This is a genomic window from Zoogloea sp. (assembly GCF_041914405.1).
GTDB lineage: Bacteria > Pseudomonadota > Gammaproteobacteria > Burkholderiales > Rhodocyclaceae > Zoogloea.
Genome location: NZ_JAYSDK010000015.1, coordinates 1 through 14,258 on the forward strand (window position 1 = coordinate 1; position 14,258 = coordinate 14,258).

Here is a 14,258-nt window from a genome sequence, read left to right on the forward strand (position 1 = left end):
ACCGGCCTGTCACGCCGGGGGTCGCGGGTTCGAGTCCCGTCCACTCCGCCAAAAGAATTTGAGAAAAAAGCAAAAAGGCCACTATATGTGGCCTTTTTGCTTTTCGCTGATTGGCTAGTCTTGGCTCTTGTTCCCTAACATTCCTGCATGTAGACTCGACTAGTCATGGAGTGGTCATGAGCATCATTCAAGCTCTCGGATGTGAGTGTCTGACAGCCTTGAGTCCTGTCCGCTTTAACGGCGATTGATCAATGTCAGGTTGAAGGGCGAACAGAAAGTTCGCCTTTTTTGTATTTCTCCTGTCACAAACCACTTGCCCATAGCTGTAACTAAGGATCCCCGCATGTTTGATGCAGTACGCAACAACAAGAAGATTGTTCAGGTTTTTTTGCTCTTGATTACGCTTCCGTTTGCTTTTTGGGGGGTTGATTCCTACGTCCGGAACATGAGTGGAGGGGATGAGGTCGCCAAAGTCGGGAGCATCACCATTGGGCAGGTAGAGTTCCAGCAGGCTCTTCGTGAACAGCAAGAACGCTTGCGGGCAAAGTTGGGGGCAAATTTTAATCCTGCGATGATGGAGACCGTCGAGGCGCGTCGAGCTGTTCTTGAGAATCTGGTGAACCAGCGGTTGCTTGCGCTCGACTTGTCTAAGAAGCACGTGACTGTCTCTGATCAGAAACTCCGCGACACCATTGCAACAATTCCTGCTTTCCAAGAAAACGGTCATTTTTCGCTGCCTCGTTACGAGGCCGCACTGCAGGCTGAGGGCATGAGCCAGGCTGTCTTCGAATCACGTTTGCGACAGGACCTGGCATTGCAACAGGTGATCGGCGTGCTGACCGAGGGGGCTTTGGTCTCACGCAAGTCTGCTGAAGGCGTGTATGCCGTTCAGCAGGAGGAGCGTCAGGTTAGTGAAGTGCGTCTTGGGGCTGATCAATACGCTACGTCGGTAAAGCTGGCGGATGACGCTGTGCAGAGGTTCTACGACAGCAATCGCAAGCAGTTCGAACTGCCTGCCCAGTTGCGGGCGGAGTATCTCGTCCTCAACCGGGATGAACTGGCTGCGCAGATTGTGGTGAGCGACGCTGATGTCCGCAAGGAATACGACGCTCATCCGGAACGCTTCCGCCAAGGGGAGGAGCGTCGTGCTAGCCATATCCTCATCCAGGCGGACAAGGCTGCCGGCGATGTCGTCCTCAAGGCCGCCAAGGAGAAGGCCGAGGCCCTACTTAAGCAGGTGAAGGCCAATCCTGCCGACTTTGCAAAGCTCGCCAAGGAAAACTCACAGGATCCCGGCTCAGCTGATAAGGGCGGTGATCTTGGTTATTTTGCCCGCGGAGCTATGGTCAAGCCCTTTGAAGACGCGGCTTTTGGGTTGGTGAAGGAAGGCGACTTGTCTGGCGTTGTCCAGTCGGATTTCGGTTTCCACATCATTCGTCTGACTGGGATAAAGGCCGAAAAGGCGCGAGCCTTCGAGGATGTTAAGGCTGAGCTCGCCGCGGAATTGAAGCGTGCGGAGGCCGCCAAGAAGCTGGCCGAACTTGTCGATGCCTTCAGTAATACGGTCTATGAACAGGCGGATAGCCTCAAGCCGGCGGCTGAGAAATTTAAGTTGCAGATCCGTACGAGCGACTGGATTGCTCGAGACGGCAAGATGCCGCCGCCCTTCGACAATCCGAAGCTGGCCGCAGCTATCTTTTCGGACGACAGCGTCAAGAACAAGCGTAATACCGAGGCGGTGGATGTAGGCGGTGGAAGCATGGTGGCCGCGCGGGTACTCGACTTCAAGCCATCGTCCCTGCGCCCGTTTGACGATGTGAAGGGCGATATCCGCAAGGTGCTTTCAGCCGAAGAGGCCGGCAAACTTGCCGAGGCTGATGGTGAGTCCAAGCTCGCCAAATTGCTCAAGGGAGAGACGCTCGAGCTTGGCTGGAGTGCGTCCCACCCTCTGCAGCGGGGCACGCAGGGTTTGCCTCCCGATGCGTTGCGAGCGGTTTTCCGCGCGCCGACGGACAAGTTGCCGACCTACGCCGGCGCGAAATTGCCTGGAGCGGGCTATGTATTGTTCCGTGTTGAGAAAGTTAGCCGCCCGACCATCGCTGAGAATGATCCCCGCTTGGAAGCTCTGCGGCAGCAATATGCACGGATTCTGGCTGAGCAGGATTTCTCCGCCTATATCGCAGCATTGCGCAAGCGTTACGACGTGAAGATCAATGCTGCGGCACTTGAGTCCCCCAAAGACAAGCAATAAGCAGTACTGACTTCGAGCGCAACAAAAAAGCCCTTGTTGAACAAGGGCTTTTTTGCACCAAGAGCGGATTCGGCAGTTAGCCCTGATCGGGGTTGCCGAGTGCCGTTGTATTGAAGCCACCATCGACGTACATGATCTCGCCAGTGATGCCACTGGCCAGATCCGAGCACAGGAAGGCGGCTGCATTGCCGACTTCTTCGATAGTCACGTTGCGGCGCAATGGCGCATTGCGTTCGTTGAAAGCGAGCAGCTTGCCGAAACTGCCGATGCCGGATGCAGCCAGGGTCTTGATGGGGCCGGCGGAAATGGCGTTAACACGGGTGCCTTCAGGCCCCACACTGACTGCCATGTAGCGAACGGCTGCCTCCAGGCTGGCCTTGGCCAGGCCCATGATGTTGTAGTTGGGCATGGTGCGCACTGCGCCCAGATAGGACAGGGTGAGCAGCGAGCCGTTGCGCCCCTTCATCATTGGCCGTGCGGCCTTGGCGAGGGCAGGGAAACTGTAGGCGCTGATCTCTTGGGAAATCCGGAAGGCTTCGCGGCTTGCCCCGTCGAGGAAGTCGCCCTCGAGGGCTTCGCTCGGCGCGAAAGCGATGGAGTGGACGAGACTATCCAAGCCGTCCCACTGCTTGCCGAGCTCGGTGAACAAGTCGGCAATTTCATTGTCGTTTTGGACGTCGCAGGGATAGACCAGCGAGCTGCCGAACTCGGCAGCCATTTTGGAAACCCGTTCAACAAAGCGTTCATTCTGATAGGTGAACGCAAGTTCGGCACCTTCCCGGTGCATGGCTTTGGCGATCCCGTAGGAAATCGAGCGGTTGGACAGCAATCCGGTGATGAGAATGCGTTTGCCGGCGAGAAAGCCCATGTAAGGTGTCTCCAGTGAATAACCGTTCAATTATAACGGATGCTTCCCAGCCGTGCGTCGCCACGGACGGCCGGGCGATCCGTTAGACTTGACACCATGCGCGCGACAATTTCGTATTTCCTTCTGGTGTTACTCGTCCTGGTTACGGCTGGTTGCGGTCAGGGTTGGAACGATCCCTATCCCGCAGCGGAGCAGGGCAAAAACATTCTGTACACCGCCTTCACTCAGCGGCCCAAGCATCTGGATCCGGTGCAATCGTACAGCGAAGATGAAGCAACCTTCCTCAGCCAGATCTATGAGCCGCCGCTCCAGTATCACTACTTGAAGCGTCCATTCCAGCTGGACGTGCTGTCCGCCGCCCAGATGCCTGTCTTGCGCGAGTACGACGGGCAGGGGCATCTTCTGCCGGCAGGCAGCGATCCGGCCAGGATCGCCCGCAGTGAATACGAGATCCGTATCAGGCCCGGGGTGCGCTACCAACCGCATCCTGCCTTTGCCGTGGATGCAAAGGGTGTGCCGGTGTACTGGAATCTGAAAAGGGAGGAACTTGAAGGCCGGCGTGTGCTGGGTGATTTTCCCCTGACTGGGAGCCGGGAGCTGACAGCTGATGACTTTGTCTATCAGATCAAGCGGCTTGCCCATCCGCGCCTGCATTCCCCGGTGCTTGAATTGATGGGCGACTACATCGTCGGCTTGAAGGACTTGCATGCGCGTCTGTTGGCCGACGAGAAGGCTGGGCGTTACCCCAGCCGGGATGCGTGGATTGACCTGCGCGGCTACACCCTGAGTGGTGTCGAGATCGTGGACCGTTACACTTATCGGATCAGTATCAAGGGAACGTACCCGCAGTTTCCTTACTGGCTGGCCATGAACTTCTTCGCGCCGCTCCCGTACGAGGTAGACCGTTTCTTTTCCCAGCCGGGCATGGCGGAGCGCAATCTGACGCTGGACTGGTGGCCGGTGGGGACCGGGCCGTACATGCTCGTGGACAACAATCCCAATGCGCGCATGACCTTGGTCCGCAACCCGAATTTCCATGGGGAGAGCTATCCGTGTGACGGTGAGGCCGGGGATCGTGAGGCAGGCCTGCTGGCCGACTGCGGCAAGGCGCTCCCGTTCGTCGACAGGGTGGTTTTTACTCGGGAAAAGGAAAGCATTCCGTACTGGAACAAGTTTTTGCAGGGTTACTACGATGCGTCGGGGGTCTCGTCGGACAATTTCGACCAGGCTGTCCAGATGGGAGGGCAAGGGGATGTGACCCTGTCTGACGAGATGGTGGCCAAGGGTATTAAGCTCAATACCTCGGTGGCTCCCAGTGTCATGTACATGGGCTTCAACATGCTCGATCCCGTGGTCGGCGGCAACAGCGAGCGTGCCCGCAAGTTGCGTCTGGCCCTATCGATCGCGATCGATCAAGAGGAGTTCATTTCGGTCTTTCTCAACGGACGCGGTCTACCCGCCATGCATCCGATCCCGCCTGGCATCTCGGGCTACAGGGCCGACAAGGCGGGCCTTAACCCTTATGTGTATGACTGGGTTGATGGCAGGGTGCGTCGCAAGCCGGTGGAGGAGGCCCGTCGGCTCCTCGTTGAAGCGGGATATCCAGGCGGACGGGATGCAAAGACAGGGGAGCCGCTGGTGATCAACCTGGACACCACCGGTAGCGGCCTTGGGGATAAAGCCTCCGTTGATTGGCTGTCCAAACAGCTCAAGCAGTTGGATATCCAGTTGGTTGTACGAGCCACGGACTACAACCGTTTTCAGGACAAGATCCGCAAGGGCAATGCCCAGCTTTTCTACTGGGGATGGAACGCCGATTACCCGGATCCAGAGAATTTCCTGTTTCTGCTTTATGGTCCGCAAGGCAAGGTCAAGAGCCAGGGTGAGAATGCCGCGAACTATGAAAACGCCGAATACGATCGTCTTTTTGAGCGCATGAAGGCGATGCCCAACGGGCCCGAGAGGATGGCGATCATCGAACGCATGCTGGCGATCCTGCAGCACGATGCGCCATGGGTCTGGGGGTTTTACGAAAAGGCTTACACGCTGCAGCACGGTTGGCTGTACAACCGAAAGCCAGGCAAGATCATCCGCAACACCTTGAAGTATCAGCGAATTGATGTTGCGGCCAGGGCCAAAAAACGTGCTGAATGGAATGCGCCTGTACTGTGGCCACTGAGCCTGGTCGCCCTGCTCGCTGCGCTTATCGTGGCGCCGGCCGTCATCCACTATCGACGGCGTGAGCGCGCCGCGGCTGATGGATCTGCTTGATCAGGCTGCTCCGCCAGTGGGTCGGCGGGCGCGCATGGCTTGCAGGACGTGCAGCAGAAGCCCGAAGGGCAGAAGCAGACCGCAGCCCATGTGAATCCAGCTGGTGGTTGCGCGTTGAGTTTCGTCCGCGAGGTAGTACAAGCCATAGCCGCTCAGGATCAGCCCCGCCCACAGCAGGAACAGGCTGCCGCCGGACAGGCGGTGAGTCCCACGCTGCCACGCGGGCATCACGTGGGTGGTCCAGATGCTGCCCAGCACGGCCAGGCCGAACATGGCTGCGGCTCCATGTGCGCGCATGGCCCAAGGCTCCAGGGGGTGGCGGGCGGCGTCTTCAGGAAGCGGGAGCAGGTAGTGGGCCAGCATCCATACCACACCGCTGCAGAGGAGCAGAAGGGTGCTCAGGTGGACGGCATGGCGTTGACGACGCCCTGGTCGAACGGCTTTGCGGGGGCGTGGATGGGGATGTTCATGCATGAAGGGCGTGTCCTGGGGAGGCGTCGTGGCCCAGCGCTGACCAGAAGCCGGAACTGGCGTGAAGGGTGTCGGGTGCCTCAATGATGGCGGCGCTGGCATCCAGTTCGGCCAGCAAGGGGCTGGCATGCTGGCCAAGCAGGCTGACGATCTTGGTCAGTGCGTCTGCGGTGCAGCAGCTATCGGCAATGACGGTTACGCTGCGCGGGCGGCATTGTGCAACGCCGTGGCGGGGATCGACAATGGGGGATGTGTCGGTCTGAGTCCCGCTGCGCCCGAGAACGAATTCGCCTGAGCTGGCAACGGCCTTGTTGGCGATGTGGCCGAGGGGGATGGACCGCGATGCATCGCCCGGGTGACGGACCGTCAGCGGATGGCGCAGTCCCTCGCGGCTGAAATTACGGAGATCGCCACCCGCATTTACGCATGCCTCCAGCACGCCGAAGTCTCTCAAGACGTCAATGGCCTGGTCGACGGCGTAGCCCTTGGCGATACCGCCCAGGTCAATCCATAGGGGACGCCGGAAAAAAACTTGGCCGTCCTTGTCGATTTCGATGTCTTCCCAGTTTGCTTCCCGGTCGGCTGCGGGCGCCGCCGGGGTGGGCAGAAGCTGATGCCGTACCAGTGCCGGGGCCATCGTAGGGTCGAACAGACCACCGGATAGCTGTGCAAACCGTCGGGTGGCCAGCAGGACTTCCCGGGTATGGGCGCTGACGCTTACCGGGCGCAGATGGGCTTCCCGATTCAGGCGGGAGATCTCGCTGTCCGGCGAATGGAAGCTCATGGCCCGGTGCACGGCTGCGATGGTCTCGAAGGCGGCTTCTACGGATAGCGCCGCGCGGTGTGCATCAGCTGCCGTCACGTCGATATGTACGTAAGTCCCGAGCCACGGACGGATCCGTCTCAAGGCGCAACTGCTCATCGTGACTTGGTCAGCTGGGCGTGCAGTGCCAGCAGGCGCTGAACGCCGGCTGTGAGGTGGGAGCAGGACAGGGTGGCACCGCTGATGTTCTTGATGTCATCGCCGAAATGGAAGGGCGTATCGAGGCGGCGTCCGGTGAACTGCTTGCGCCAGCTGGGGGTGCGTACTTCGTAACCGTGGGTTTCCCTGTATTCGAGAATTTCCAGGGAGCGGACGGAGCCATTGGCGCCCACCGCCACGGCGTAGGTCACCCATTCGACCTTGCCGAGCACGTCGTCCACATACAGGGTGCCGAGCAGCTTGTTGCCGGCCCAGGCTTCGATCTGACGGATTTCGCCGCGCTGACGCACGCTGGCGACGGCGTCGAGGCTGCGGAGTTGCTCGGGCGTCAGTCGTAGCACGCGCGCATCGAATCGGTCCGCCTCGGGAAAAGCTGCTTTTTCGGCCTGTTCGACGCTCAGGTACTGGGCGGCCTCGACGCTCGGCGGACAGAGCGCGCTCAGGCTGGCGCTGGCCAGGCTGATCAAGGAAACAGTGCTCCAGCTGTCACAGGACTTGCTCATCGTTGTTCCTTCGTTTAAAGCACAAAGCCCGGCCAGTCAGGGAGGACTGCCGGGCAAAGTTGAGAATACAGGCTCCGCTCCTCGATCAGAACTGGTAGCCAATACCCAGGTTCAGGCGATCGCGGGTGCGATCCAGCTGGAAGCGCTGCACGTCGGCCTTCAGGACTACGTTGTCGCCGACACGCAGGTTGGCGCCGACGGTGACCACCTTCTCGTCACGCTGGGAGTCGGCTTCCAGGCCCGCCGGCATGGCGGCGTAATTGGCCGCCGTGTTGAACACCTCGTAGCGCGCGAAGGGGCTCAGACGGTATTCGCCGCCTTCCCACAGCTTGTAGGCAGCCTGGGTGTACCAGCCATAGAAGGACTTGGGCACCAGGGTACCGCCGGCAAACTGCAGGTTGAACTGGCTGGTGTCGGTAATGGCGCCGCGGGCGTAGAGGGCGGCCAGATCCCACTTGCCGGGGGTCCAGCGCGCGTGGGCATCCCACAGGGTCACACGGGCGTCCGGGGCGTACAGGCCGGCCTTGGTGCTGTCGGCAGCGGTGTTCTTGTGGGAGACCTTGCCGGAGAAAACGCCGGCGCCCACGTCCAGGCCGGGCGTGCCGCGCCAGCTGACGGCGCCGTAGGCCGACAGGTTGTTGGCCTTGGCGAGCTGGCCTTCCTGATGCAGAGCGCCCAGCGGCGACTCCTTGCCTTCGCTGCTGGTGCCATCCCACTTGTTTAGGTCAAAGCCGCTGGTCAGGCCGACGTCCCAGCGCAGGCCGGCGTCGGTCACGCCAAAGGCGGACATGCCAACTTCGCGCCAGGTGGTCGGGATGATGGCTGTCTCGACGAAATTGCGCTCAACACCGTAGTAGGAGGTCGGCTCGTGGCTCAGGTTCATGAAGCCGAGAGGGATCAGGAACAGGCCACCCTTGAGGCCGACGTTGTCGTTGAGGCGGTGTTCTACGTAGATCTGCTCGACCTCGACTTCACCTTGGTCGTCGGCCGAGGCGATGGCGTGCTCGAACTCGAATTCGGTGACGATGCGGGTCCGCTCCGAGGCTTGGTGCGTGATGCCGATAACTGCCCGGCGTACATCCATCTTGGTGTTGCTCTGGTCGCGGAAGGGGCGGTTGTAATTGACTTCGCCGTAACCGAAGAAGCTGGTCTGGCCACTGGAGTTGCTGACGGCCAGGGGCGCCTGATAGGCCTGGGCTGGTGCCGAGGCAGGGCTCGGGACGGCAACCGGTGCCGGAGTTGCAGAAGTGGTGGTGGCTGCGACAGGGGCCTGGCTGGCCGTTGCCTGGGCCTTGACGGTTTTCAGCTCAGCCTTGACGGCTTCGAGCTCGGCGGCGAGGCGTTCGAGCCTGGCCATCAGTTCCGCGTCGGTTGCGGCATGGGCGCTGCCAGTGGCAAACAGGGCCGCGAGGGCCAGACAGATCGGGGTGCTCTTCATCGTCGTTTCTCCGGAATCGGCAAGCAGGCTTGAATGTGGAAGTCGGTATCGGCTCAGGGGATGTAGCCGTCGGTCAGCGTGTTCAGGAAGCTCACCAGGTCGGCGATCTCGCTCTCGGTCAGGGCTGGGGTGTCGCCAGGTTTGCGGTTGTACGGCACTTCGACGGTATTCACGTTCTTGCGGTAGGCGGCGGGCAGATCGTTGAATTTCTGCACGATGCCGCTGGCGTCGGTCGGGTACCACTCCTCTGGGTTGGTATCCCGGCGAACGTAGAAGCGGACCGCATCGGTGAGGGTCTTGAGGGCGCCGTTGTGAAAGTAGGGGCCGGTCTTGGCGATGTTGCGCAGGGTTGGTACCCGGAACGCGCCGCACAGGTCGGTCCGGGGGGACAGATCGGTACGCACCGGGCCGCACAGGCCGAGGTCGTAGTAGCTGGCGTCGGCGTTGGCCCTGATGTCCATATTCCGGGGCACGCCGAGGGTGTCGTAGGTGAAGTCGGTGAATAGCGGGGGATGGCCGTCGGCGGCGGTGCCGACGTGGCAGGCGGTGCAGTTACCCTTGTTCGGGTCGTTGAACAGGGCCCAGCCGCGCATCTCGGCGTCGGTGAGCTGGACTTTGCCGGAGAGCCACAGGTCGAATTTGCTGCTGAACGGCGCGAAGTCGGCGTCTTCCAACTGGTACTGCTGGAGCGCGTACTGCAGGCGGGCAAAGGCGTCGGCGGGGCGGTTGAAGATGTCGCTGCCGAAGACCTTCATGAATTCGGCAGCATTGGTAGAGCGCTTGAGCTTGGCCACTACGTCGTCGGCGCTGGTGTTGGCCATTTCGTTCGGGTTGAGGAGAGGGCCCGAGGCTTGGTCGCCGAGGGTGTTGGCGCGGCCGTCCCAGGTGAAGCCGCCGGTGGGCGTGCCATCCTTGGCGAAGTAGAAGGCCGTGTTGAACTTGAGGTATTTGAGTGACGGGGCCTGGCGTCCTGCTTCGTGGCCGGCATCCGCGCCGGCTGGCACCGAACGGGTGTCTGCGGCAGCGTAGTGGTTGGCCTTGTCGTGGCAAGTGGCGCAGGACATGGCGCCGGTGCTGGACAGGATCGGGTCGTTGAACAGCTTTTCGCCGAGTTGGGCTGCTGCGGACAAGCCGCTGGCGCTGTCTGTCCCGACCCCCCCGCTGCTTCCTCCTCCACCTCCGCCGCAGGCTGGGAGAAGCAGGGTCATGAACAGGGATAGGGTAATCCGGGCGAGGCGGTGCATCGAAGGGCTCCAGTCAGTCGGCATCGGCGATGAACCTGGGCGGCATGCAGGCCGTCAGGTTGTCTCCTTTTCGCTGGCTGGCTGGGCGAAATGAACCGCGTGGCTGGCTTGCGTGCGAATGAAAAAATAGGATTCATTCGCAAATGAGAATGAATCCTATGTTACGGCTGATGCCCGAAATGGTCAATGCCCCTGACCTGAATAGGGTGTTTTATGCCGTCTGGAGAGCGGTGTGCGGGACCTTTTTTAGTTGGGGGGAAGCAGTCTTCCGTCCTTGAGGTGCTTGCCGAGCAGGTCGATCAGTTCGTCCACAAGGCGAATGGAAGATTCGGGATTGACCGATTCGGTGACCGCCGACCACACCGGTTTGGCATCAGGCAATCGGTACAGCAGGGTCTCGACGACGACCCGGGTGGTCTCGACGGTGTAGCCGGGGGTTTCGTAGGAGTACGGGTAGTAGCTCAGGAAGGGGCTGTAGTAGGGCCGATAGTAGGGCCCCATCCGCCAGAACAAGGGATCGTGGCCGAAATGGGTTTGCGGGGGGACGATGGTTTGCGACTTGTCCACGGACACCAAGCGGGCGACCAGGGCGGTGTCGAAACCCTCGGCTACCAAGCGTTGGCGAATGCTATCGGCTTCGGGTGTGGGCGCCAGTTCAAGCAGATGTCCGGCGCTGGCCTGCACGCTCCTGGGCATGCGCTGGACGATACGGTTCTCGGCCATCTTGCGCAGGTTATCGTCGTCCTTCGCGGATACGAAGACTGCAATCTTGTGAGGAATGGCGTTGGGTGTGCCTGCATCCCGCCAACTGGATTTGATGGTGCTGGTCGAGCAGCCGGCGAGCAGGAAAATACACATGTAAAGCGTCAGCACGGATAGGAAACGAAGACGCATGAAGGACTCCGAAGGCGGTGGGAATTCGTGTGTATGCCTGAGACCGCCGAACAGCAGCAGGATTCAATGAAAATCCCGGCTTCTTGGGGCGAGCTGACCCAGCAGCGCTGAGCGGTCTACGACCCGTTTGGCGTGCAGGTGCACCACCTTGTCCTGGCGGACGATCTGTCCATACACGCCGAGCAAGCGGGTGCCCAGCAGGATGCGTCTTTCGGCTTCCAGGAGTTCGGGGCGGACGATGACGTTGATCCAGCCGGTTTCGTCCTCGATGGTGACGAACATCGTGCCTTTGGCCGTGCCCGGACGCTGGCGGCAGGTGACGATGCCGGCTGCTCGGGCCAGCTTTCGGTCCGGGCAGTTGGAGATTTCTGCTGCGGTCAGAAAGCGTTCGGCCCGTAAGCGGGAGCGCAGGAAGAGCAGTGGATGCCGGCCCAGGCTGAAACCCAGGTGCGCGTAGTCGGCGATCAGGTCCTGAGTTTCGCTGGGGGCGGGCAGGGGCAGCCGGTCGTCCGCCAGCGGCGCCTGGTGGAGCAGGCCGGGGGCGGAGTGAGCGCCGCTGGCGTCCCACCAAGCCTGGCGCCGGTGGCCGGCCAGGCTGGCGAGGGCGCCGGCGGAGGCCAGCGCGCGGAGCTCTCCGGGATCGAGTCCGGCCCGGCGTGTCAGATCGTCCACCGACAGGAAGGCGCTATCCTGCCTGGCAACGACGATGCGCTCCGCAGCGGCGGCGTTGAAGCCCTTGACGAGGCGCAGACCGAGGCGGGCGGCGGGGATATCCGGGGCGTTGCTGGAGGGCTCCTGGGTGCACTCCCAGTCGCTGGTGCCGACATCGGCCGGGCGGACTTCGACCCCATGACGCCGGGCGTCCTGGATCAGCTGGGAAGGTCCGTAGAAGCCCATCGGCTGGCTGTTGAGCAGACCGCACAGGAAGGCCGCCGGCTCGAAACGCTTGAGCCAGGCGGAGACATAGACCAGCAGCGCGAAGCTGGCAGCGTGGGATTCCGGAAAGCCGTAGCTGCCGAAGCCCTGGATCTGCCGGCACAGCGCCTCGGCGAATTCCGGGGGATATCCTCCTGCGAGCATGCCGGCCGTCAGGCGCGCCTGGTAGTGCTGCAGGTCGCCCTTGCGTCCCCAAGCGCCCATGGAGCGGCGCAGTTGATCCGCATCGCCAGGGCTGAAGCCGGCGGCGACCATCGCCAGCTGCATTACCTGTTCCTGGAAGATCGGCACGCCGTAGGTACGGGACAGGACCGGCTCGATTTCCGGCCGTGGATAGTCGATGGGTTCCAAGCGGGCCGCCTTTTCCCGCGCCTGCAGGTAGGGGTGGACCATGCCGCCCTGGATCGGCCCGGGCCGGACGATGGCCACCTCGACGACCAGGTCGTAGTAGGTGCGGGGCCTCAGGCGCGGCAGCATGCTCATCTGGGCCCGGGACTCTACCTGGAAGACGCCCATGGCGTCGGCTTCGCAGAGCATGTCGTAGACGGGAGCTTGCTCCCGCGGGATATCCTCAACCGCAAAGGACTGACCACGCCAGCGGGAGATGAGATCCAGGCTGCGGCGGATCGCCGAGAGCATGCCGAGGGCCAGCACGTCCACCTTAAGCAGTCCCAGGGTTTCCAGATCGTCCTTGTCCCACTGGATGACGGTGCGATCGGCCATGGCGGCGTTTTCCACCGGAACCAGTTCGGCCAGCGGGCCGCGGGAAATCACGAAGCCGCCTACGTGCTGGGACAGGTGACGGGGAAAGCCGACGAGCGTGTTGGCGAGTTCGAGCAGCAACTGCGTGCGCGGCGCGTCCGGATCGAGGCCGGCTTCGCGCAGGCGCTCCGGTGCCACCCGGCTGCCGTCCCACCAGGCCAGGCGGCGGCTGAGCTGTTCAAGTTGGCCGAGGTCGAAGCCGAGGGCACGGCCCACGTCACGCAGGGCGCTGCGGGGACGGTAGCGGATCACCGTGGCGGCCAAGGCGGCCCGGTCCCGACCGTACTTGTTGTAGATGTACTGGATGATCTCTTCACGCCGGTCGTGCTCGAAGTCCACGTCGATGTCGGGTGGCTCCCGGCGTTCTTTGGACACGAAGCGCTCGAAGAGCAGATGCCCTTCCTCCGGTTTGACCTCGGTGATGCCCAGCGCGTAACACACCACCGAGTTGGCCGCCGAACCGCGCCCCTGGCACAGGATCTTCTTGCTACGGGCGAAGCGGACGATGTCCTCAACGGTGAGGAAGAAGGCCTCGTACTTGAGGTCGATGATCAGCGCGAGCTCCTTGTCGGCCTGGGCGCGGATGTCGGCAGGAACCTGATCCCGACCGTGTGTGGCTGGTGGGTAGCGGCGCCGCAGGCCGGCGTCCACCAGCGCGCGTAGATGGGATCCCGCCGTGGCGCCGGGGGGCACGATTTCATCCGGGTATTGATACCCCAGTTCGCCGAGCGGACAGTGGCAGCGGGCGGCAATCACCAATGTTTCGGCCAGCCACTCAGGCGGGTGGCGGCGGGCCAGGCGCTGGCGGCTCTGCAGGTGGAGTTCGGCATTGGCGGCCAGCCGGTAGCCGGCCTCGTCGAGGCTGCAATGATGGCGCAGTGCACTCAACACATCGGCCACGGGCTGGCGTGACGGGTGGTGCATCAAGGGCGCGCAGGTGCTGGCGACTGGGATGCCAGCAGTATGCGCTGCTTCGGCGATCCACGCCTGCCGGCTGTGGTCGTCGGGCCCCATCGGGAAGAGGGCGGCGATCCAGGCTCTGTCGGGGAAGAGGGCGGCCAGCCAGCCGGCGTCATCCGTGAGCGTGGTGGAGGTGGTGTCCGGCGGAATCAGCAGGGCCAGGCAACTGTTGAGACCGCCACGCAGATCGTGCCGATGCAGCCGGTACTGGCCCTTTTCTGTTGCCAGCCGGCCGCGGCTGATGAGGCGGCACAGCTGGCCGTAGCCCTCCCGGTTTTCGGCGAGCAGCACGAGCTGCGGGCCGTCCTCGAGCTGGATGCGGGTGCCGACGATCAGCTGCAGCCGTTCCTTGTTTGCCTGCCAGGCCGCGTAAGCCCGCACGACGCCGGCCATGGAGCATTCGTCGGCCAACGCCAGTGCGGTATAGCCGAGGGCTGCGGCCTGTTCTACGAGCTCCTCTGGATGCGAAGCGCCGGTCTGGAAACTGAAGTTGGAGCGGGCACAGAGTTCGGCAAAAGCGGGATGATCCTGTTGGGGCATGAGTTAACTGTATATAAATACAGTTAACTCAACAAGCCATACTTCCGCGCTTCAAGACGTGCTCAAAAAGAACAGCCCCGACACGGCGTGAACCGATGTCGGGGCTGTTTCGGGAGCGGCGACCGTGAGGTCGCCGGG

At 62.0% G+C, this 14,258-nt stretch carries 10 protein-coding genes; 2 read left to right on the forward strand and 8 right to left on the reverse strand.

Annotation, left to right across the window (positions count from 1 at the left end):
- Window positions 1-343: 343 nt before the first annotated feature.
- Entirely contained in the window at window positions 344-2,251 is a 1,908-nt protein-coding gene (locus tag ACE3RX_RS10850) for a SurA N-terminal domain-containing protein (protein WP_374483248.1), read from the forward strand.
- Between the two features lie 76 nt (window positions 2,252-2,327).
- On the opposite strand, the gene fabI is transcribed toward ACE3RX_RS10850, so the two are convergent.
- Complete coding sequence (gene fabI, locus ACE3RX_RS10855; RefSeq protein WP_374483250.1) at window positions 2,328-3,119, reverse strand: enoyl-ACP reductase FabI; 792 nt, start codon at window positions 3,117-3,119, stop codon at window positions 2,328-2,330.
- Window positions 3,120-3,215: 96 nt separating this feature from the next.
- On the opposite strand from fabI, the gene ACE3RX_RS10860 reads away from it, so the two are divergent.
- Entirely contained in the window at window positions 3,216-5,390 is a 2,175-nt protein-coding gene (locus ACE3RX_RS10860) for an ABC transporter substrate-binding protein (protein ID WP_374483252.1), read from the forward strand.
- Here the strand turns inward: ACE3RX_RS10860 and ACE3RX_RS10865 are convergent, their stop codons facing one another.
- From ACE3RX_RS10865 to ACE3RX_RS10895, 7 genes are all read right to left on the reverse strand, one after another.
- Window positions 5,391-5,687 carry a hypothetical protein gene (locus tag ACE3RX_RS10865; RefSeq protein WP_374483254.1) on the reverse strand — a complete coding sequence of 99 codons (297 nt, stop codon included), beginning with the start codon at window positions 5,685-5,687 and terminating at the stop codon, window positions 5,391-5,393. It abuts the gene before it with no gap.
- A 169-nt stretch (window positions 5,688-5,856) separates the two neighbouring features.
- A complete protein-coding gene (locus tag ACE3RX_RS10870) occupies window positions 5,857-6,768 on the reverse strand; it encodes an FAD:protein FMN transferase (RefSeq protein WP_374483256.1) in 912 nt (303 codons plus the stop codon).
- Window positions 6,769-6,779: 11 nt separating this feature from the next.
- On the reverse strand, window positions 6,780-7,346 hold the full coding sequence (locus ACE3RX_RS10875) for an FMN-binding protein (protein WP_374483258.1): 567 nt from the start codon (window positions 7,344-7,346) through the stop codon (window positions 6,780-6,782).
- 85 nt (window positions 7,347-7,431) lie between these two features.
- Window positions 7,432-8,784, reverse strand: a complete 1,353-nt coding sequence (locus ACE3RX_RS10880) for a porin (protein ID WP_374483260.1) — start codon at window positions 8,782-8,784, stop codon at window positions 7,432-7,434.
- Between the two features lie 53 nt (window positions 8,785-8,837).
- Complete coding sequence (locus ACE3RX_RS10885) at window positions 8,838-10,028, reverse strand: cytochrome-c peroxidase (protein ID WP_374483262.1); 1,191 nt, start codon at window positions 10,026-10,028, stop codon at window positions 8,838-8,840.
- 246 nt (window positions 10,029-10,274) lie between these two features.
- Complete coding sequence (locus ACE3RX_RS10890) at window positions 10,275-10,922, reverse strand: hypothetical protein (RefSeq protein ID WP_374483264.1); 648 nt, start codon at window positions 10,920-10,922, stop codon at window positions 10,275-10,277.
- 63 nt (window positions 10,923-10,985) lie between these two features.
- Window positions 10,986-14,120, reverse strand: coding sequence for an error-prone DNA polymerase (locus ACE3RX_RS10895; RefSeq protein ID WP_374483266.1), 3,135 nt, complete (start codon window positions 14,118-14,120; stop codon window positions 10,986-10,988).
- Window positions 14,121-14,258 lie beyond the last annotated feature (138 nt).